The organism is Streptomyces hygroscopicus subsp. hygroscopicus (assembly GCF_001553455.1).
Taxonomy (GTDB): Bacteria; Actinomycetota; Actinomycetes; order Streptomycetales; family Streptomycetaceae; genus Streptomyces; species Streptomyces hygroscopicus.
On the sequence record NZ_BBOX01000026.1, the window covers coordinates 1 to 19,646 of the forward strand.

Sequence of the window (19,646 nt, forward strand, 5' to 3'; positions counted from 1 at the left end):
CGAGTGCGCCGGGGGCCGCCGCCGTATCGCACGGGCGCCACGGGTGGCGTCAGCCGCCGAACTCCTGCAGGCCCTTCAGCGCCTGGTCGAGCAGCGCCTGCCGGCCCTCGAGCTCCTTGGAGAGCTTGTCGGCCTTCGCGTTGTTCCCCGCCGCACGGGCCGCGTCGATCTGCCCCCGCAGCTTGTCGACGGCGTCCTGCAGCTGGCCGGTGAGCCCCTGGGCACGCGCCCGCGCCTCCGGGTTGGTCCGCCGCCACTCCGCCTCCTCGGCGTCCTGGATGGCGCGCTCCACCGCGTGCATCCGGCCCTCGATACGGGCACGGGCGTCCCTCGGCACATGGCCGATGGCCTCCCACCGCTCGTTGACCGACCGGAAGGCCGCGCGGGCCGCCTTCAGGTCCGAGACCGGCAGCAGCTTCTCCGCCTCGGCGACCAGCTCCTCCTTACGGGTGAGATTCTCCCGCTGCTCGGCGTCGCGCTCCGCGAAGACCTCGCTGCGCGCCTGGAAGAAGACGTCCTGCGCCCCGCGGAAGCGGTTCCACAGGTCCTCCTCGGCCTCGCGCTGCGCACGGCCCGCGGCCTTCCAGTCGGCCATCAGCTCCCGGTACCGGGCCGCGGTCGGACCCCAGTCGGTGGAACCGGACAGCGCCTCGGCCTCGGCGACCAGCTTCTCCTTGGTCTGCCGGGCCTCCTCGCGCTGGGCGTCCAGCGCGGCGAAGTGCGCCTTGCGCCGCTTGGAGAACGCCGAGCGGGCGTGCGAGAAGCGGTGCCACAGCTCGTCGTCCGTCCTGCGGTCCAGTCGGGGCAGGCCCTTCCAGGTGTCCACCAGGGCGCGCAGCCGCTCCCCGGCCGCCCGCCACTGCTCGCTGGCGGCCAGTTGCTCGGCCTCGGCGACCAGCTCCTCCTTGGCCCTGCGGGCCTCGTCGGCCTGGACCGCCTTGGCCGCCTTGCGCTGCTCGCGCCGGACCTCGACCTCCCCGGCGAGCTTGTCGAGCCGCTTCCTCAGCGCGTCCAGATCGCCGACCGCGTGGTGCTCGTCGACCTGCTGCCGGATGTGCTCGATGGCCGCCGTGGCGTCCTTGGCCGACAGATCGGTGGTCCTGACCCGGCGCTCGAGGAGGCCGATCTCGACGACCAGGCCGTCGTACTTGCGCTCGAAGTAGGCGAGGGCCTCGTCCGGAGATCCCGCCTGCCACGATCCGACGACCTGCTCCCCGTCGGCCGTACGCACGTACACGGTCCCCGTCTCATCGACGCGGCCCCAAGGCTCGCTGCTCACAGCGCCTCCTCCACATGATGCCGGGGCGGGCGCGCGGCCCGCGGGCATCGTCCACAGTTTCTTCCGGCCGGGATACGCCCGGCCGGTCTCACGGCAGGGCGGCGGCCACCGGGGGCAGGCGCCCTACACAACGCCAACATAGGCGACCGGTGCCCCGGCTGTCCGTATCCTGCGCGACCGAAATTTCGCAGTACGCACGTCAGGGACCTCAGGACGCGGTGACCGTCGCCTTGTTGATCACCACGCTGGCGTTCGGGGCGGTGTTCATCGTCTGGTCGGCGGGCGCGGCCCCGGCGGCGGCGATCTTCTTCAGGACCTTCATCCCGGCCTTGTCGACGGTGCCGAAGGGCGTGTAGTCCGGCGGGAGCCGGCTGTCCTGGTAGACCAGGAAGAACTGGCTGCCGCCGGTGTTCCGGCCCTGCTTGGTCTGGGGGTTGTACTGGTTGGCCATCGCGACCGTGCCGGCCGGGTACGTGCCGCCCTTGAGCGAGGAGTCCTTCAGGTTCTCGTCCGGGATGGTGTAGCCGGGGCCGCCCATACCGGTGCCCTGCGGATCACCGCACTGCAGCACGTAGATCTGCGAGTTCACCAGCCGGTGGCACTTGGTGTGGTCGAAGAAGCCCTTTCCGGCCAGGAAGTTGAAGGAGTTGACCGTGTGCGGCGCCTTCCCTGCGTCCATGGCGATGGAGATGTCCCCGCAGGTGGTCTGCAGCCGCATGGTGTACGAGGCCGACTTGTCGATGGTGACCGCCGGCTCCTTCTTCCACGACATCTTCTTCGGCTTCTTGTCCGCGACCGCCTTCGCCTCCTTGGCGCAGGGGTCCGGCGCCTTGCTGGTGGGGGCGGCTGAGGGGGTGCCGGACGCGGCGGCGTCGTCCTTCTTGTCCTTGTCGTTCCCGGACAGCGCGCCCGTGGCCGCCACGGCACCGCCCCCGGCCAGGACCACGGCCAGGACGGAGGCGATCACCACATTGCGCTGGCGCGCTTTGCGCCGGGCGGTTTCGCGCCGCTGCTGCTGCCGAAGGTACTTCTCCCGGGCGAGTTGCCGCCGCCGCTGCTCGTTACTGACCACCGGGTCGTCTCCTCATGGCGTGTGCCGTCGGTGTCCTGCTGTTGTGTATGAGGGTTCGGGCGTACCGTATACGGGTTCGCTGTGGCGAGGGCGCCGCCGGTAGGCTCTGAAGCCGCTGACAACTTCCACCGGACGACCCTGAAGGACGATCGTGCTCATTGCCGGGTTCCCCGCCGGGGCCTGGGGGACCAACTGTTACCTGGTCGCCCCCGCCGCCGGTGAGGAGTGCGTGATCATCGACCCGGGCCATCAGGCGGCCCAAGGCGTCGAGGAGGCGGTCGCCAAACACCGGCTCAAGCCCGTCGCCGTCGTCCTCACCCACGGCCATATCGACCATGTCGCCTCGGTGGTCCCGGTCTGCGGCGCGCATGACGTGCCGGCCTGGATCCACCCGGCCGACCGCTTCATGATGAGCGATCCCGAGAAGGCCCTCGGGCGCTCCATCGGCATGCCGCTGATGGGTGAACTCACCGTGGGGGAGCCGGACGACGTCAAGGAGCTGGCCGACGGCGCCGAGCTGAAGCTGGCCGGTCTGGAGTTCGGCGTCGCGCACGCCCCGGGCCATACCAAGGGGTCGGTGACCTTCCGGATGCCCGAGCAGGCGGACGTCCCGTCCGTCTTCTTCTCGGGCGACCTGCTCTTCGCCGGCTCCATCGGACGCACCGATCTGCCCGGCGGCGATCACGCCGAGATGCTCGAGTCGCTGGCCCGTGTGGTCCTGCCGCTCGACGACTCGACCGTGGTGCTGTCCGGCCACGGCCCCCAGACCAGCATCGGCCGTGAGCGCGCCACCAACCCGTATCTGCGCGAGGTGGCCGCCGGCCTGGGAGACGGCGCGCAGCGCCCGGCTCCGCGACGAGGAATGTGACGAGAGACTTCACCTTGAGCACCTTCAAGGCCCCCCGGGGCACGTACGACCTGATCCCGCCGGCCTCCGCGACGTACCTCGCGGTGCGCGAGGCGATCGCCGCACCGCTCAAGCGCTCCGGCTACGGCTACATCGAAACCCCCGGTTTCGAGAACGTGGAGCTTTTCGCCCGGGGCGTCGGCGAGTCCACCGACATCGTGACCAAGGAGATGTACACCCTCACCACCAAGGGTGGTGACCAGCTCGCGCTGCGCCCCGAGGGCACCGCCTCGGTGCTGCGCGCCGCCCTGGAGGCCAATCTGCACAAGGCCGGATCCCTGCCGGTCAAGCTCTGGTACTCGGGCTCGTACTACCGCTACGAGCGGCCGCAGAAGGGCCGCTACCGCCACTTCTCGCAGGTCGGCGCGGAGGCGATCGGCGCCGAGGACCCGGCCCTGGACGCCGAGCTGATCGTCCTGGCCCACGACGCCTACCGCTCGCTGGGGCTGCGCGACTTCCGCATCCTGCTGAACTCGCTGGGCGACGCCACCTGCCGCCCCGCCTACCGCACCGCACTCCAGGACTTCCTGCGCGGCCTGGACCTGGACGAGGACACGCGGCGGCGGGTGGAGATCAACCCGCTGCGGGTGCTGGACGACAAGCGCGAGGCGGTGCGCAAGCAGCTGGCCGACGCCCCGCTGCTGCGCGACCACCTGTGCGAGGAGTGCACGGCGTACCACGCGGAGGTCCGCGAGCTGATCACCGCGCAGGGCGTGAGCTTCGAGGACGACGCGAAGCTGGTGCGCGGCCTGGACTACTACACCCGGACGACCTTCGAGTTCGTCCACAACGGGCTGGGCTCACAGTCCGCGGTCGGCGGCGGCGGCCGCTACGACGGGCTGTCCGAGATGATCGGCGGCCCGGCGCTGCCCTCGGTGGGCTGGGCGCTCGGCGTGGACCGCACGGTGCTGGCCCTGGAAGCCGAGGGCGTCCAGCTGGACCTGCCCGACGCGGTCAGCGTCTTCGCGGTGCCGCTGGGGGAGAAGGCCCGGAAGGTCCTCTTCGGCGTGGTCGGCGACCTCCGTACGGCGGGTGTCGCCACGGACTTCGCCTACGGCGGCAAGGGGCTGAAGGCCGCGATGAAGGCCGCCAACCGCAGCGGTGCGCGCTACGCGATCGTGGCCGGCGAGCGCGACCTGGCCGAGGACGTGGTCCAGCTGAAGGACATGGAGTCCGGCGAGCAGGCGCCGGTGCCGCTGACCGAGGTGGTCGAGGCGGTCCGCTCGCGCCTGGCCTGAGCGAGGCTCGTCAGGGGAGGCTCGTCAGGGGGCCCGGGGGAACGCCCCGGGCCCCTTCTGCGGCTTCCTGCAGCAGGCCCAGCCGTATCGCGCTGGTGACCGCCGCGGTGCGGTCGTCCACGCCGAGCTTGCCGAAGGCCCGCAGCGGATGGGCCGACCGGGCCCGCCCGGCGACCAGGGCGCGGGCCTCCGCGAGGTTCTCCCGGGCGGTACGCCCCATGAGGCCCCAAGGGCGGCGGACCGGCGGCATGTCGTGGTGCCGGCTCCGACACGACCTCGTCGGGATCGCGCGAACGCGGGGAGGAGCGCGCGAAGTGCCGCACCGTCTCCCGCACCGTCAACTCGGCCGGGGCCGATTCATCCTGCCAAACGATGCCGACCCGGGAACGCCGCTGCCGCCCGCCGGAGGCGGGGTCCCGGCCCAGCACCGTGACCTCACCCGCGTCCCGGCTCCGGTGACCCCGGAGATCTCCACCGTGGTGCCCTCGCCCGCCCCGTCGGGCCCCAGGATCCCGAACCCTCACCGTGCCGGATGCCCAGGTCAACGCCGTCCGGCGCGGTCACCGCGCCGTATCGCTCGCGCAGCCCGCGCACCCGTACCGCTTCTTCCGCCATGGCCATGAGCCCGACGCTGCCGCGCGGGCCCCGGGGACGACCGGGAAGCCCGTCTTATGTCCTCCGAACGGAGGACCGGGCACCATGGCATGACCCCGCCGAGTGCGCCCTGCGGCGAGGGCGGGTGCGGCACAATGGCCGTGCCCGACGGGGCTGGCACTGTGGAGAGCGACGGACGGCGAGTATGGCGACGACAGTGATGGACGACGTGGAGTCCGGCGAGGCACACGAGGGCGGGCGGGGCGGGACGGGGGGCGGCCGTGCCTTCGCCCTGCTGCTCGTGATCACGGGCGCCCTGGGTCTCCTCGCGGCCTGGGTCATCACGATCGACAAGAACAAGATCCTTGAGTACAAGGCCGACGGTAAGGTCTTCACTCCCGGTTGCAGCCTCAACCCCGTCGTCTCCTGCGGCAACATCATGGAGAGCGACCAGGCGCAGGCGTTCGGCTTCCCCAACCCGATGCTCGGACTGGTCGCCTACGGCATCGTGATCTGCGTGGGCATGTCGCTGCTGACCGGGGCGCGCTTCCCCCGCTGGTACTGGCTGACCTTCAACGCGGGCTGCCTCTTCGGCGTCGGCTTCGTGACCTGGCTGCAGTACGAGTCGCTGTACGTGATCGGCTCGCTGTGCCTGTGGTGCTGCCTCGCCTGGGTCGCCACGATCGTGATGTTCTGCTACGTCACCGGCCACAACCTCAAGCACGGGTACCTGCCCGCCCCGGACGGGCTGCGGCGCGGGCTCATGGAGTTCCACTGGGTGGTCCCGGTGCTCTGGATCGGCGTGATCGGGATGCTGATCCTGACCCGCTGGTGGGACTTCTGGACGGGTGCGCAGGGCTGAGCCCGATCCCCGCCGGTACGTAGTCGCACCCGCGTCGGTACGGACCGCGCCCCCGCCGACACGGAGTCCGACCCCCGTCGGCACGGAGCCTGGCAGCGTTGTCGGTGGCTTGGCATAGGCTTCCCGCGTGGAGCCAGACCTGTTCACCGCCGCCGCAGAAGACCGCCAGGAGAAGGACCCGGCCAGCAGCCCGCTGGCCGTGCGGATGCGTCCGCGCACCCTCGACGAGGTCGTGGGCCAGCAGCATCTGCTGCGCCCCGGGTCCCCGCTGCGCCGGCTCGTGGGCGAGGGCGGCGGCGGCCCGGCCGGGCCGTCCTCGGTGATCCTGTGGGGCCCGCCCGGCATCGGCAAGACGACGCTGGCGTATGTGGTCAGCCAGGCCACCCAGAAGCGCTTCGTCGAGCTGTCGGCCATCACCGCGGGGGTCAAGGAGGTCCGGGCCGTCATCGACGGCGCGCGGCGCTCCTCCGGGGCGTACGGGCGGGACACCGTGCTCTTCTTGGACGAGATCCACCGCTTCAGCAAGGCCCAGCAGGACTCCCTGCTGCCCGCCGTCGAGAACCGCTGGGTGACGCTGATCGCCGCCACCACCGAGAATCCCTACTTCTCGGTGATCTCCCCGCTGCTCTCCCGCTCGCTGCTGCTCACCCTGGAGCCGCTGACCGACGACGACCTGCGCGGGCTGCTGCGGCGCGCGCTCACCGACGAGCGGGGGCTCGGTGGAGCCCTCACTCTTCCCGAGGACGCCGAGGCACATCTGCTGCGCATAGCGGGCGGGGACGCCCGGCGGGCGCTCACCGCACTGGAGGCGGGCGCCGGGGCGGCCCTGGACAAGGGCGAGTCCGAGATCGCGCTCGGCACGCTGGAGGAGGCGGTCGACCGGGCCGCGGTGAAGTACGACCGCGCCGGCGACCAGCACTACGACGTGGCCAGCGCCCTCATCAAGTCCATCCGCGGCTCGGACGTGGACGCGGCGCTGCACTATCTGGCCCGGATGATCGAGGCGGGCGAGGACCCGCGGTTCATCGCCCGGCGGCTGATGATCTCGGCGAGCGAGGACATCGGCCTTGCCGATCCGACCGCCCTGCCCACCGCCGTGGCGGCGGCGCAGGCCGTCGCCCTGATCGGTTTCCCGGAGGCGGCGCTCACCTTGAGCCACGCCACCATCGCCCTGGCGCTCGCGCCCAAGTCCAACGCGGCCACCACGGCGATCGGCGCGGCGCTGGCGGATGTGCGGGCGGGGCTCGCCGGTCCGGTGCCGCCGCATCTGCGCGACGGCCACTACCAGGGCGCCAAGAAGCTCGGCCACGCGCAGGGCTATCTCTACCCGCACGACCTGCCGGGCGGGATCGCGGCGCAGCAGTACGCACCGGACAAGATCCACGGCAAGCGGTACTACGAGCCGACGCGGTACGGCGCTGAGGCGCGGTACGCGGACGTGGTGGAGCGGGTGCGGGCGCGGCTGCGGGGCGATCCGCCGCCGTCCGCCGACGGTCCGGCCCCGGCCTCTTCCTAGCTCCGGCCCCGGCTTCTTCCTAGCTCCGGTCCCGGTCCTGGCCGTCTCCCGGCTCCGGCCCGAGGCTTGGCCGTGGCCCGGTCCCGGCTTCTTCCCAGCTCCGGTCCGAGGCCCGGCCTCGACCCGGTCCCCGGCCTCTTCTCCCTCCCCGGTCCCGTCCCCGGGTCTGATCCCGTCCCCGGGTCTGATCCCTGGGCCCGATCCCGGTCCCCGGCTCGGCCGCGGGCTTGGCCGGTCCCTGTGCCGTCCCCGGTCCCGGGCTCGGCCCGTCCCGATCCCGGATCGGGACGGCCCCGGCCCGGTCTCGGTCGCGGGTTCGGCCGCGGGCTTGGCCTGTCCCGGCCCCGGTTCCGGGCTCGGCCTCCCGGTCCCGGTCCCGGTCCCGGTCCCGGTCCCGGGACCGGGACCGGGACGGACTCGGCCTCCGTCCCGGCCCCCGCCGCCGCGCCCGGTCGTCCCGCCGCGCCGGTCCCGGCGGGCGTCTCAGCCGGTCGCCGCGTCGAACAGGGCGTGCATCGCCCGCCGCAGCTCGGACACGCCCCGCACCGGCTCGGGGAAGTCGAAGCGGGCGTCGAACGGCCGGTCCGCCTCGTCCGTGAAGCGCACCCGCAGGCCGAAGCGGTCCAGCGCCACCGGTGTGGCCGGGCCCCGGGTGCAGACCATGGCGGAGCGGTCGCCGAGCAGCGCGCACAGTCCGCGCACCTGCTCGCCGTGGGCGGCGTGCAGATGCTGGAGCAGATCGGCCTCGTGCCGGACGAGCGGATCGGGGGTGGCCGTCGCGAAGTCGTCCGGTTCCACGGTGTCCGCGCCCCACAGGTCGTCCACGTACGCCTCGCCGACCTCCAGCCGCAGCAGCGTCCAGGCGGCCCGCCCGGCGGGCCCGATCCCGGCGGCCGGGCCGCCGGGCTCCGGGGGCCGCATCGCGTGGTCGAGGGCGAGCAGTTCGCCCACCGGATGCCGCTCGGCCAGCAGCGCCGCCGCGGCGCGCGTCCGCTCACCGCACGGGACGGGGGTGAGCCAGCCGGCCACCCGGGCGCGGCCGCGGATCCGGTGGGGCATCGCGACGGGGGCGACGTCGGTGATCTCCATCACGCAGGTCAGCTCGTCGTCCCGGGCGTACCCGGCGGCGCGGGCGACGGGGGAGCCGCCGGGCACCAGCAGCAGCACATCGCCGTCGGGGGCGACGGTACGGGCGGCCGGACCGTCCGTCCCCAGGTCGTCCGGGGCCTCGTTTCCGGGACGGTCCTCGGTTCCGGGAATCGTCAGTGACGCCGTAGCCTTGGATTCCACGAGAGTCCGTACGCGCTCTGCCGGCGTTGGCCGCAGGGTGTCTTCCATGGGACGCGGCTGACCCTCCTCGGGGCTCTGACCAGTGCTGGGCAGGGGGATCCCAGGTCGAAACATGCGTTCTCCTCGGCTAAGGTAAGGCTTACCTAACGTACATGGAGGTCCGTTCCCCGTGAACCAGTCGCGTCCCAAAGTCAAGAAGTCGCGGGCGCTCGGCATCGCTCTGACCCCGAAGGCCGTCAAGTACTTCGAGGCTCGTCCCTACCCGCCGGGTGAGCACGGCCGCGGCCGCAAGCAGACCAGTGACTACAAGGTCCGGCTGCTGGAGAAGCAGCGTCTGCGCGCTCAGTACGACATCAGCGAGCGCCAGATGGTGCGTGCCTACGACCGCGCCCGGAAGGTCGAGGGCAAGACGGGCGAGGCCCTCATCGTCGAGCTCGAGCGCCGTCTGGACGCGCTCGTTCTGCGGTCCGGAATCGCCCGCACCATCTACCAGGCCCGCCAGATGGTCACCCACGGCCACATCGAGGTCAACGGCCGGAAGGTCGACAAGCCGTCCTTCCGGGTCCGCCCGGACGACGTGGTGATGGTCCGCGAGCGCAGCCGCGACAAGCACCCCTTCCAGGTGGCGCGCGAGGGTGGCTACGCCCCCGACGGCGAGACCCCGCGCTACCTCCAGGTCAACCTGAAGGCGCTCGCCTTCCGGCTCGACCGGGACCCCAACCGCAAGGAGATCCCGGTGATCTGCGACGAGCAGCTCGTCGTCGAGTACTACGCCCGCTGATCCGGCGGAGCGCACGGTACGCAGCAAGCCCGCGGGTTCCCCTCGACGCCGGTCGGCGGGGGACCCGCGGGCTTGTCCGGTAGCCGGTCCGGGCGGGCCGTCCGGACCGGCCGGACGGCGGGGTGGCCGGCGGCCCTTATCCGTTTCGGGTGCGCCTGCCCGGCGCGATAAGGTCGATACCTGCCGCCCGCGCCCGGAGACCGCCCGAGAGCGGCGGGCGACGACCCGAAGACAAGCAGCACGACCAGCACGACCAGAACGAACCAACGACGACGAGCGGCGACAGGGAGCGGTGCGACGTGTCCGGTGGAGAGGTGGCCGGGATCCTCGTGGCCGTCTTCTGGGCGATCCTGGTGTCCTTCCTCGCCCTGGCGCTGGTGAGGCTGGCCCAGACGCTCAAGGCGGCCACCCGGCTGGTGGCGGAGGTCACCGACCAGGCGGTGCCGCTGCTCAGCGAGGCGTCCGCGACGGTGCGCGAGGCCAACACCCAGCTCGCCCGGGTGGATTCGATCGCCGCGGACGTCCAAGAGGTCACCTCCAACGCCTCCGCGCTCTCCTCGACCGTCTCCACCGCCTTCGGTGGACCGCTGGTCAAGGTGGCCGCGTTCGGCTACGGCGTCCGGCGGGCGATCGGCCGCAAGGGCCGGGCGGAGGACGCGCCCGCGCCCGCGCGCACCGTCGTCGTCGGCAAGACCCTGCCGTCCGCCCGCCGGGGCGGCCGCCGCAACCGTGGATCGAAGGGCTGACAGACCGGATGTTCCGCCGCACATTCTGGTTCACCACCGGCGTCGCCGCCGGAGTGTGGGCCACCACCAAGGTCAACCGCAAGCTCAACCAGCTCACCCCGGAGAGCCTGGCGGCCCAGGCCGCCGACCGCGCGGTGCTGGCGGGCCGGCGGATCAAGGTCTTCGCCCTCGACGTACGGGACGGCATGGCCGACCGCGAGGCCGCGCTCAAGGACGCGCTCGGGCTCACCGCGCCGCCGCCGGACGACCGCAGACAGCTTCCGGCCCAGCGCGGCCGGGCCCAGCTCACCCGCACTTCCTCCCCCTACAAGCTCCACAAAGCCGGAAATGAGGACCACTGATGGAGTCGGCTGAAATCCGCCGCCGCTGGCTGCGCTTCTTCGAGGAGCGCGGGCACACCGTCGTGCCGTCGGCGTCGCTCATCGCGGACGACCCGACGCTGCTGCTGGTCCCCGCGGGCATGGTGCCCTTCAAGCCGTACTTCCTCGGCGAGGTCAAGCCGCCGTTCGACCGCGCCGTCAGCGTGCAGAAGTGCGTACGCACCCCGGACATCGAAGAGGTCGGCAAGACCACCCGCCACGGCACCTTCTTCCAGATGTGCGGGAACTTCTCGTTCGGCGACTACTTCAAGGAAGGCGCCATCCGTTACGCCTGGGAGCTGCTGACCAGCTCCCAGGACGAGGGCGGCTACGGCCTCGACCCCGAGCGGCTGTGGATCACCGTCTACGAGCAGGACGACGAGGCCGAGCGCATCTGGCGCGAGGTGATCGGCGTTCCGGCGGAGCGCATCCAGCGCCTGGGCATGGGCCCGAACTACTGGTCCATGGGCGTCCCCGGCCCCTGCGGCCCCTGCTCCGAGATCAACTACGACCGCGGTCCGGAGTTCGGCGAGGAGGGCGGCCCGGCCGTCAACGACGAGCGCTACGTGGAGATCTGGAACCTGGTCTTCATGCAGTACGAGCGCGGGCCGGGCGAGGGCAAGGAGGACTTCCCCATCCTCGGCGAACTGCCCAGCAAGAACATCGACACCGGCCTCGGCCTGGAACGCCTCGCGATGATCCTGCAGGGCGTGCAGAACATGTACGAGACCGACACGCTGCGCGTGATCATGGACAAGGCCACCGAGCTGACCGGCGTCGCCTACGGCGCCGCCCATGACACCGACGTCTCGCTGCGCGTGGTCGCCGACCACATGCGCACCTCCGTCATGCTCATCGGCGACGGCGTCACCCCCGGCAACGAGGGCCGCGGCTACGTACTGCGCCGCATCATGCGCCGGGCCATCCGCAACATGCGCATCCTGGGCGCCACCGAGCCGGTCGTCGGCGAGCTGGTGGACGTCGTCCTCAAGACGATGGGCCAGCAGTACCCGGAGCTGCTGACCGACCGCAAGCGCATCGAGACCGTCGCCCTCGCCGAGGAGTCGGCCTTCCTCAAGACGCTCAAGGCCGGCACCAACATCCTCGACACCGCCGTCACCGACACCAAGGCCGCCGGGGGCAGCGTGCTCTCCGGCGACAAGGCGTTCCTGCTCCACGACACCTGGGGCTTCCCGATCGACCTCACCCTCGAGATGGCCGCCGAACAGGGCCTCTCGGTGGACGAGGAGGGCTTCCGCCGCCTGATGAAGGAGCAGCGGGAGCGCGCCAAGGCCGACGCCAAGGCCAAGAAGACCGGCCATGCCGACCTGTCCGCCTACCGCGAGGTGGCCGACAGCTCCGGCCTCACCGAGTTCACCGGCTACAGCCACACCGAGGGCGAGTCCACCGTCGTCGGTCTGCTGGTCGACGGGGTGTCCTCGCCCGCCGCCTCCGAGGGCGACGAGGTCGAGGTCGTCCTGGACCGCACCCCGTTCTACGCCGAGGGCGGCGGTCAGCTCGCCGACACCGGCCGGATCAAGCTCGACACCGGCGCCGTGGTGGAGGTCCGGGACGTCCAGCAGCCGGTGCCCGGGGTCAGCGTGCACAAGGGCGTCGTCCAGGTCGGCGAGGTGACGGTCGGCGCCGGTGCGCACGCCCGGATCGACGTCAAGCGCCGCCGCGCGATCGCCCGCGCCCACAGCGCCACCCACCTCACCCACCAGGCGCTGCGCGACGCCCTGGGCCCGACCGCCGCCCAGGCCGGTTCGGAGAACTCGCCCGGCCGCTTCCGCTTCGACTTCGGCTCGCCGACCGCCGTGCCCGGCACGGTGCTCATGGACGTCGAGCAGAAGATCAACGAGGTGCTCTCGCGCGAGCTCGACGTCACCGCCGAGGTGATGAGCATGGACGAGGCCAAGAAGCAGGGCGCCATCGCCGAGTTCGGCGAGAAGTACGGCGACCGGGTGCGCGTGGTGACCATCGGCGACTTCTCCAAGGAGCTGTGCGGTGGCACGCATGTGCACAACACCGCCCAGCTGGGTCTGGTGAAGCTGCTCGGCGAGTCCTCCATCGGCTCCGGCGTGCGCCGGGTCGAGGCCCTCGTCGGCGTGGACGCGTACAACTTCCTCGCCCGTGAGCACACGGTCGTCTCCCAGCTCACCGACCTGGTCAAGGGCCGTCCCGAGGAGCTCCCGGAGAAGATCTCCGGCATGCTGGGCCGGCTCAAGGAAGCCGAGAAGGAGATCGAGCGGTTCCGCGCCGAGAAGGTGCTGCAGGCCGCCGCCGGTCTCGCCGCGGGCGCCAAGGACATCCGGGGCGTGGCCCTGGTCGCCGCCAAGGTGCCGGACGGCACCTCGGCCGACGATCTGCGCAAGCTCGTCCTGGACGTGCGCGGGCGCATTCCGGGCGACCGCCCGGCCGTCGTCGCCCTCTTCACCGTGGGCGGCGGCCGTCCGCTGACCGTGATCGCCACCAACGAGGCCGCCCGCGAACGCGGTCTCAAGGCCGGTGACCTGGTCCGCACCGCCGCCAAGACGCTCGGCGGCGGAGGCGGCGGCAAGCCGGACGTCGCCCAGGGCGGCGGGCAGAACCCGGACGCCGTGGGCGAGGCCATCGAGGCCGTCGAGCGGCTCGTCACGGAAGCGGCCTGATCGCCGTGCGACGCGGCAGGCGGATCGCCGTCGACGTCGGGGACGCCCGGATCGGGGTCGCCTCGTGCGACCCCGACGGGATCCTCGCCACGCCCGTGGAGACGGTGCCGGGCCGCGACATCCCGGCCGCCCACAAGCGGCTCGTGGCCGTCGTCGAGGAGTACGAACCCATCGAGGTCGTGGTCGGCCTTCCGCGCTCGCTCAGCGGGCGCGAGGGCCCGGCAGCGGCCAAAGTACGCACCTTCGCACGGGAGTTGGCGCGGCGGGTCGCCCCGGTGCCGGTGCGGCTGGTCGACGAGCGTATGACCACCGTCACAGCGTCCCAGGGGCTGCGCGCCTCGGGGGTGACGTCGAAGAAGGGCCGTTCGGTGGTTGACCAGGCGGCCGCCGTGGTGATCCTGCAGAGCGCGCTGGAGACGGAGCGGGTTTCCGGCCGGGCTCCGGGAGAAGCCGTCGAAGTGGTCATCTGATCGCGATACGGTAACGTTCCGCGCGACATGGCCGCCGTCGCTTGTGCCACGACCACACCGAGCGGCGGCCACCTCCGTCGCTAGGGGTTCGATGACTGAGTACGGCCGGGGACCCGGCTCCCAACCGTGGCATCCCGAGGATCCGCTGTACGGCGACCGGGAGTGGACCGGACACCAGACGGTGGCCGGCCAGGACGCCTACGCCCAGGGTGCCTACCCCCAAGACCCCTATGCGCAGGACGCCGCCTACGCACAGGACCCGTACAGCCAGGACCCGTACAACCAGGACCCGTACGGCCAGGGATCGCACGGTCAGGGCCACGGCCAGGGCCACGGCCAGGGCCACGGGCAGGGTGCCCACGGCCAGGGCCACGGCCAGGATCCGTACGCCCAGGACCCCTACGCGCACCAGCAGTATCCGCACGGATATCCGCAGGACCCGCACCAGCACCAGCACCAGCAGCCCCAGTGGGACGGCCAGGAGGCCGGCTACCCCCACCAGCCGCACCATCAGGAGCAGTTCCCCGGCCACGGCGGTTCCTACCCGGCCCAGGACGGCTCGTACGCGGGCGCGGACCCGCACGACCCCTACGGCGGCCAGGGCGCCTCGTATCCGGCCCAGGACGGCTACCAGGGGCAACAGCAGTCGCCGCAGCCCCCTCACGGGTCCCAGGACGGCCATGAGGTGCAGGGGACGCAGCAGATGCCCGTGGTGTCCGCGGAGCACCAGGTGCCGCGCCAGCGTCAGGCCCCCGAGGAGCCGGCCGCCGAGGAGCCTGAGGAGGAGCAGCACCCGTTCTTCCTCGACGGCGACGGCCGGGACGCGGACGAGGCGGACGACGACGAGCCCGTCGGGCGCACCGCCAAGAAGGGCAAGGGCAGACAGCCCAAGAAGCGCCGCAGCGGCGTGGCCTGCCTCTTCGTGACCGTCGTCCTGGTGGGCGCGGTCGGCGGAGGCGGCTACTTCGCCTACGACTTCTGGCAGACCCGCTTCGGCCCGGCCCCCGACTACTCCGGCGAGGGCACCGGCCGGATCGAGGTGGAGGTGCCGCCCGGCTCCGGCAACGCCGAGATCGGCTCGATCCTCGCCGACAAGGGTGTCGTCAAGAGCAGCGGCGCCTTTGTCGAGGCCGTGGAGGACAGCGGCAAGTTCGTCCAGCCGGGCACGTACAGCCTGCGCAAGGAGATGTCCGGCGCGGCGGCGGTCAAGCTGATGCTCGACCCCACCAGCAGCAACGCCCTGATCGTCACCGAGGGCATGCGCGACGCCGCCGTCTACGCGGCGATCGACAAGAAGACCGGCGTCAAGGCGGGGACCACCGCGGACATCGCCAAGAAGGAGGCCAAGAACCTCGGGCTGCCCTCCTGGGCCGATGACAACAGCAAGATCAAGGATCCGCTGGAAGGGTTCCTGTTCCCGTCCCGCTACAGCGTGGGCAAGGGCGCCAAGCCCGCGGACGTGCTGCGGAAGATGGTCGCCGAGGCCAACCGCAACTACGCCCAGCTGGACCTGGAGAGCAAGGCGAAGGACCTGGGCCTGGACGGCCCGTTCCAGCTGATCACCGTGGCCAGCCTGGTCCAGGCGGAGGGCGTCACCCACGACGATTTCCGCAAGATGGCCGAGGTCGTCTACAACCGGCTCAAGCCCACGAACCCCGAGACCTGGGGCAGGCTGGAATTCGACTCCACGTACAACTACATCAAGAACCAGAGCAAGCTGGACATCCCGATCAGTGAGATCAAGGGATACGACAACCCGTACAACACCTACTTCTACAAGGGCCTTCCGCCCGGTCCGATCGGAAATCCCGGCCATGACGCGCTGAAGGCCGCGATGAATCCGACCAGCGACGGCTGGTATTACTTCGTGTCGGTCGACGGCAAGACGAGCCACTTCACCAAGACCTACGCGGAACACCAGAAGTGGGTCGACAAGTTCAATAGACAGCGCACGAACAACGGCTGAGGAAAGATGTCGGAAAACCGCAGAGCAGCGGTGCTCGGCTCGCCGATCGCCCACTCCCTGTCACCGGTGCTGCACCGCGCCGCGTATCGCGAACTGGGCCTGACCGGCTGGACGTACGACCGCTTCGAGGTGGACGAGACCGGGCTGCCGGACTTCTTCAAGCGGCTCGGCGAGGACGGGGGACCGGCCTGGGCCGGGCTGTCGCTGACCATGCCGCTCAAGCGCGCCGTCATCCCGCTGCTGGACGAGATCAGCGACACCGCGGCCTCGGTGGAGGCCGTCAACACGGTGGTCTTCGGCGACGACGGCCGCAGGCGTGGGGACAACACCGACATCCCGGGCATGCTGGCGGCGCTGCGGGAGCGCGGCGTCGGGCGGGTGGCGCGCGCCGCCGTGCTGGGCGCCGGGGCCACGGCCTCCTCCGCGCTGGCCGCGCTCTCCCGGATCTGCGACGGCGAGGTCACCGCGTATGTGCGCAGCGCGGCCCGCGCCGCCGAGATGCGGCAGTGGGGCGAGCGGCTGGGCGTCGCGGTGCGCACGGCGGACTGGGGCGACGCGGCCGAGGCGCTCGGCGCGCCGCTGGTGATCGCCACCACCCCCGCGGGCACCACCGACGCGCTCGCCGCGGCCGTACCGGACCGCCCCGGCGCGCTCTTCGACGTCCTCTACGAGCCCTGGCCCACCCCGCTCGCCGCCGCCTGGTCGGCGCGTGGCGGCTCGGTCGTCGGCGGTCTGGACCTCCTGGTGCACCAGGCGGTGCTCCAGGTCGAGCAGATGACCGGCCGCGCCCCCGCGCCGCTGGCCGCGATGCGCGAGGCGCTGACCGCCCGCTGACCCCCTCACCGGCCCGCTGACCCTCTCGACGGCCATCCGCCCGGCCCGCCCCCGCCTCGCCTTCCGGATACCGGTCCACCCCATGGACCACCAACCGGGAAGACCCCCGCTCGTGGGAGGATCGAAAGGTGCGGGCCGGAGTCGCGCGGACCGGGCCGCGCCGCACGACGTCGAGGGACGCGCATGAGGGAGCACCGTTGAGCAGGTTGCGCTGGCTGACCGCGGGGGAGTCGCACGGCCCCGCACTCGTGGCGACGCTGGAGGGGCTGCCCGCCGGGGTGCCGATCACCACCGACATGGTGGCGGACGCCCTGGCCCGACGGCGGCTCGGCTACGGCCGCGGCGCCCGGATGAAGTTCGAGCGCGACGAGGTCACCTTCCTCGGCGGCGTACGGCACGGGCTGACCCTCGGCTCCCCGGTCGCGATCATGGTGGGCAACACGGAGTGGCCGAAGTGGGAGCAGGTCATGGCCGCCGATCCGGTGGACCCCGAGGTCCTCCAGGGGCTGGCCCGTAACGCCCCGCTCACCCGCCCCCGCCCCGGTCACGCCGACCTCGCGGGGATGCAGAAGTACGGCTTCGACGAGGCCCGGCCGATCCTGGAGCGCGCCAGCGCCCGGGAGACCGCCGCCCGCGTCGCCCTCGGCACCGTCGCCCGCTCCTACCTCAAGGAGACGGCCGGGATCGAGATCGTCTCGCATGTCGTGGAGCTGGCCGCCGCGAAGGCGCCGTACGGCGTCTACCCCAAGCCCTCCGACGTCGAGAGGCTCGACGCCGACCCGGTGCGCTGCCTGGACGCCGACGCGAGCAAGGCGATGGTGGCCGAGATCGACCAGGCCCACAAGGACGGCGACACGCTCGGCGGCGTGGTCGAGGTGCTCGCCTACGGCGTGCCGGTGGGCCTCGGCTCCCATGTGCACTGGGACCGCCGTCTCGACGCGCGGCTGGCCGGTGCGCTGATGGGCATCCAGGCCATCAAGGGCGTCGAGGTCGGCGACGGCTTCGACCTCGCGCGGGTGCCCGGCTCCCAGGCCCATGACGAGATCGTCCCGGCGGACGGCGGCATCCGGCGCGCCTCGGGCCGCTCCGGCGGCACCGAGGGCGGGCTGACCACCGGCGAGCTGCTGCGCGTCCGGGCCGCGATGAAGCCGATCGCGACCGTGCCGCGGGCGCTGGCCACCGTCGACGTGACCACCGGCGAGCCCACCAAAGCCCACCACCAGCGCTCCGACGTCTGCGCCGTCCCGGCCGCCGGGATCGTCGCCGAGGCGATGGTCGCGCTGGTGCTGGCCGACGCGGTCGCGGAGAAGTTCGGCGGCGACTCGGTCGCCGAGACGCGGCGCAACGTCAAGGGCTTCCTCGACCACCTGGCCATCCGGTGAGCGGGCCGAACGGTCCCGCCGTGGTGCTGGTCGGACCCATGGGGGTCGGCAAGACCACCGTCGGGCAGGTGCTCGCGGAGCGGCTCGGCACCACGTTCCGCGACACCGACATCGACATCGTCGCGACCGCGGGCAAGGAGATCTCGGAGATCTTCATCGACGAGGGCGAGCCGCACTTCCGCGAGCTGGAGCGGGAGGCCGTACGGACCGCCGTCGCCGAGCACCCGGGCGTACTGGCCCTGGGCGGCGGCGCGATCCTGGACGAGCGCACCCGGGCACTGATCGCCGGGCTTCCCGTCGTCTTCCTGGAGATGGGGGTCCACGAGGCGGTCAAGCGCACCGGGCTGGACGCCCCGCGCCCGCTGCTCGCGGTCAACCCGCGCCAGCGCTGGCGTGAGCTGATGGAGCAGCGCCGCCCGCTGTACACCGAGGTCGCCCGCGCCGTGGTGTCGACCGAGGACCGCACCCCCGAGGACGTCGCCGACGCCGTCCTGGACGCACTGGAGCTGAAGAACGCATGACCCCGCCCGTGTCCGATACCCCCACCCGCATCCAGGTCGGAGGCACCGCGGGCAGCGCGCCGTACGAGGTGCTGGTCGGCCGGCAGCTGCTCGGCGAGCTTCCCGGGCTGATCGGCGCGCCCGCCCGTCCGTCCCCCGGCACCGCCCGGGGCGGTGCCGCCGCGCGCCGCGGCCCCGTCCAGCGCGTGGCCGTCCTGCACCCCGAGGCGCTGGCCGAGACCGGTGAGGCCATCCGCCAGGACCTCGCCGAGCAGGGGTATGAGGCCATCGCGATCCAGCTGCCCAACGCGGAGGAGGCCAAGACCGCCGAGGTCGCCGCGTACTGCTGGAAGGCGCTCGGCCAGACCGGCTTCACCCGCACCGACGTGATCGTCGGCGTCGGCGGCGGCGCGACCACCGACCTGGCCGGGTTCGTCGCCGCGACCTGGCTGCGCGGAGTGCGCTGGATCGCCGTCCCCACCACCGTGCTGGCCATGGTCGACGCCGCCGTCGGCGGCAAGACCGGGATCAACACCGCGGAGGGCAAGAACCTCGTCGGCGCCTTCCACCCGCCGGCCGGGGTGCTGTGCGACCTGGCCGCGCTGGAGTCGCTGCCGGTCAACGACTACGTCAGCGGGCTCGCCGAGATCATCAAGGCGGGCTTCATCGCCGACCCGGAGATCCTGGAGCTGATCGAGCGGGACCCGGCCGCCGCCCGCACGCCCGCCGGCCCGCACACCGCCGAGCTCATCGAGCGCTCCATCCGGGTCAAGGCCGAGGTCGTCTCCAGCGACCTCAAGGAGTCCGGGCCGCGGGAGATCCTCAACTACGGGCATACGCTCGCCCACGCCATCGAGAAGAACGAGCGCTACAACTGGCGCCATGGCGCGGCCGTCTCCGTGGGCCTGGTCTTCGCCGCCGAACTGGGCCGCCTCGCGGGCCGCCTGGACGACGCCACGGCCGACCGGCACCGCGCCGTGCTGGAGTCCGTGGGGCTGCCGCTCACCTACCGCGGCGACCAGTGGCCCAAGCTGCTGGAGACCATGAAGGTCGACAAGAAGTCCCGGGGCGACCTGCTGCGCTTCATCGTCCTGGACGGCCTGGCCAAGCCCACCGTCCTGGAGGGCCCGGACCCGGCGGTGCTGCTCGCCGCGTACGCCGAGATCTCCCGCTGACCCGGCTCCGGTCCGTCGTTCTGC

General features: G+C 72.2%; 18 protein-coding genes and 1 pseudogene. 14 read left to right on the forward strand and 5 right to left on the reverse strand.

Going from position 1 to position 19,646, the window contains the following annotated elements; translation table 11 throughout:
- Positions 1 to 49: 49 nt before the first annotated feature.
- Positions 50 to 1,279, reverse strand: coding sequence for a DUF349 domain-containing protein (locus tag AXW62_RS03710; protein ID WP_060943221.1), 1,230 nt, complete (start codon positions 1,277 to 1,279; stop codon positions 50 to 52).
- Positions 1,280 to 1,487: 208 nt separating this feature from the next.
- On the reverse strand, positions 1,488 to 2,351 hold the full coding sequence (locus AXW62_RS03715; protein ID WP_060943222.1) for a peptidylprolyl isomerase: 864 nt from the start codon (positions 2,349 to 2,351) through the stop codon (positions 1,488 to 1,490).
- Between the two features lie 151 nt (positions 2,352 to 2,502).
- Here AXW62_RS03715 and AXW62_RS03720 point away from each other — a divergent pair, with 151 nt between their 5' ends.
- Both AXW62_RS03720 and hisS read left to right on the forward strand, forming a co-directional pair.
- Positions 2,503 to 3,219, forward strand: coding sequence for an MBL fold metallo-hydrolase (locus tag AXW62_RS03720; protein ID WP_060943223.1), 717 nt, complete (start codon positions 2,503 to 2,505; stop codon positions 3,217 to 3,219).
- Between the two features lie 14 nt (positions 3,220 to 3,233).
- A complete protein-coding gene (gene hisS / locus AXW62_RS03725; protein ID WP_060943282.1) occupies positions 3,234 to 4,496 on the forward strand; it encodes a histidine--tRNA ligase in 1,263 nt (420 codons plus the stop codon).
- A gap of 10 nt (positions 4,497 to 4,506) precedes the next feature.
- Here the strand turns inward: hisS and AXW62_RS03730 are convergent, their stop codons facing one another.
- Complete coding sequence (locus tag AXW62_RS03730; protein ID WP_060943224.1) at positions 4,507 to 4,716, reverse strand: helix-turn-helix domain-containing protein; 210 nt, start codon at positions 4,714 to 4,716, stop codon at positions 4,507 to 4,509.
- 49 nt (positions 4,717 to 4,765) lie between these two features.
- A pseudogene (locus tag AXW62_RS45405) lies at positions 4,766 to 5,117 on the reverse strand (ATP-binding cassette domain-containing protein); the annotation flags it as partial.
- Between the two features lie 178 nt (positions 5,118 to 5,295).
- Here AXW62_RS45405 and AXW62_RS03735 point away from each other — a divergent pair.
- Both AXW62_RS03735 and AXW62_RS03740 read left to right on the forward strand, forming a co-directional pair.
- A complete protein-coding gene (locus AXW62_RS03735) occupies positions 5,296 to 5,952 on the forward strand; it encodes a vitamin K epoxide reductase family protein (protein ID WP_030826743.1) in 657 nt (218 codons plus the stop codon).
- A gap of 127 nt (positions 5,953 to 6,079) precedes the next feature.
- Positions 6,080 to 7,468 carry a replication-associated recombination protein A gene (locus AXW62_RS03740; RefSeq protein ID WP_060943225.1) on the forward strand — a complete coding sequence of 463 codons (1,389 nt, stop codon included), beginning with the start codon at positions 6,080 to 6,082 and terminating at the stop codon, positions 7,466 to 7,468.
- A 483-nt stretch (positions 7,469 to 7,951) separates the two neighbouring features.
- On the opposite strand, the gene AXW62_RS03745 is transcribed toward AXW62_RS03740, so the two are convergent.
- Positions 7,952 to 8,872 (reverse strand): DUF2470 domain-containing protein, encoded by a 921-nt coding sequence (locus tag AXW62_RS03745; protein WP_079105465.1) that lies wholly within the window; start codon positions 8,870 to 8,872, stop codon positions 7,952 to 7,954.
- A 55-nt stretch (positions 8,873 to 8,927) separates the two neighbouring features.
- Here AXW62_RS03745 and rpsD point away from each other — a divergent pair, with 55 nt between their 5' ends.
- The 10 genes from rpsD to aroB all read left to right on the forward strand — a co-directional run bounded on the left by rpsD (position 8,928) and on the right by aroB (position 19,622).
- Entirely contained in the window at positions 8,928 to 9,539 is a 612-nt protein-coding gene (gene rpsD / locus AXW62_RS03750; RefSeq protein WP_060943227.1) for a 30S ribosomal protein S4, read from the forward strand.
- 299 nt (positions 9,540 to 9,838) lie between these two features.
- Positions 9,839 to 10,285, forward strand: a complete 447-nt coding sequence (locus AXW62_RS03755) for a DUF948 domain-containing protein (RefSeq protein ID WP_060943228.1) — start codon at positions 9,839 to 9,841, stop codon at positions 10,283 to 10,285.
- Between the two features lie 8 nt (positions 10,286 to 10,293).
- The gene (locus AXW62_RS03760; RefSeq protein WP_030826728.1) at positions 10,294 to 10,626 is read left to right on the forward strand and encodes a DUF6167 family protein; all 333 of its coding nucleotides are present in this window, start codon (positions 10,294 to 10,296) and stop codon (positions 10,624 to 10,626) included.
- Positions 10,626 to 13,295 (forward strand): alanine--tRNA ligase, encoded by a 2,670-nt coding sequence (gene alaS / locus AXW62_RS03765; protein ID WP_060943229.1) that lies wholly within the window; start codon positions 10,626 to 10,628, stop codon positions 13,293 to 13,295. The genes AXW62_RS03760 and alaS overlap by 1 nt, the downstream gene beginning before the upstream one ends.
- Positions 13,296 to 13,300: 5 nt before the next feature.
- Positions 13,301 to 13,765, forward strand: coding sequence for a Holliday junction resolvase RuvX (ruvX, locus tag AXW62_RS03770; RefSeq protein ID WP_037645482.1), 465 nt, complete (start codon positions 13,301 to 13,303; stop codon positions 13,763 to 13,765).
- Positions 13,766 to 13,856: 91 nt separating this feature from the next.
- The gene (gene mltG, locus AXW62_RS03775; RefSeq protein WP_060943230.1) at positions 13,857 to 15,731 is read left to right on the forward strand and encodes an endolytic transglycosylase MltG; all 1,875 of its coding nucleotides are present in this window, start codon (positions 13,857 to 13,859) and stop codon (positions 15,729 to 15,731) included.
- 6 nt (positions 15,732 to 15,737) lie between these two features.
- A complete protein-coding gene (locus AXW62_RS03780) occupies positions 15,738 to 16,565 on the forward strand; it encodes a shikimate dehydrogenase (RefSeq protein WP_060943231.1) in 828 nt (275 codons plus the stop codon).
- A 197-nt stretch (positions 16,566 to 16,762) separates the two neighbouring features.
- Positions 16,763 to 17,947 (forward strand): chorismate synthase, encoded by a 1,185-nt coding sequence (gene aroC, locus AXW62_RS03785; protein WP_060943232.1) that lies wholly within the window; start codon positions 16,763 to 16,765, stop codon positions 17,945 to 17,947.
- A gap of 20 nt (positions 17,948 to 17,967) precedes the next feature.
- Positions 17,968 to 18,468: a shikimate kinase gene (locus tag AXW62_RS03790; RefSeq protein WP_236259074.1), complete on the forward strand. Its 501-nt coding sequence runs from the start codon at positions 17,968 to 17,970 to the stop codon at positions 18,466 to 18,468.
- Complete coding sequence (gene aroB, locus AXW62_RS03795) at positions 18,465 to 19,622, forward strand: 3-dehydroquinate synthase (protein ID WP_060943233.1); 1,158 nt, start codon at positions 18,465 to 18,467, stop codon at positions 19,620 to 19,622. The genes AXW62_RS03790 and aroB overlap by 4 nt, the downstream gene beginning before the upstream one ends.
- Positions 19,623 to 19,646: the final 24 nt, after the last annotated feature.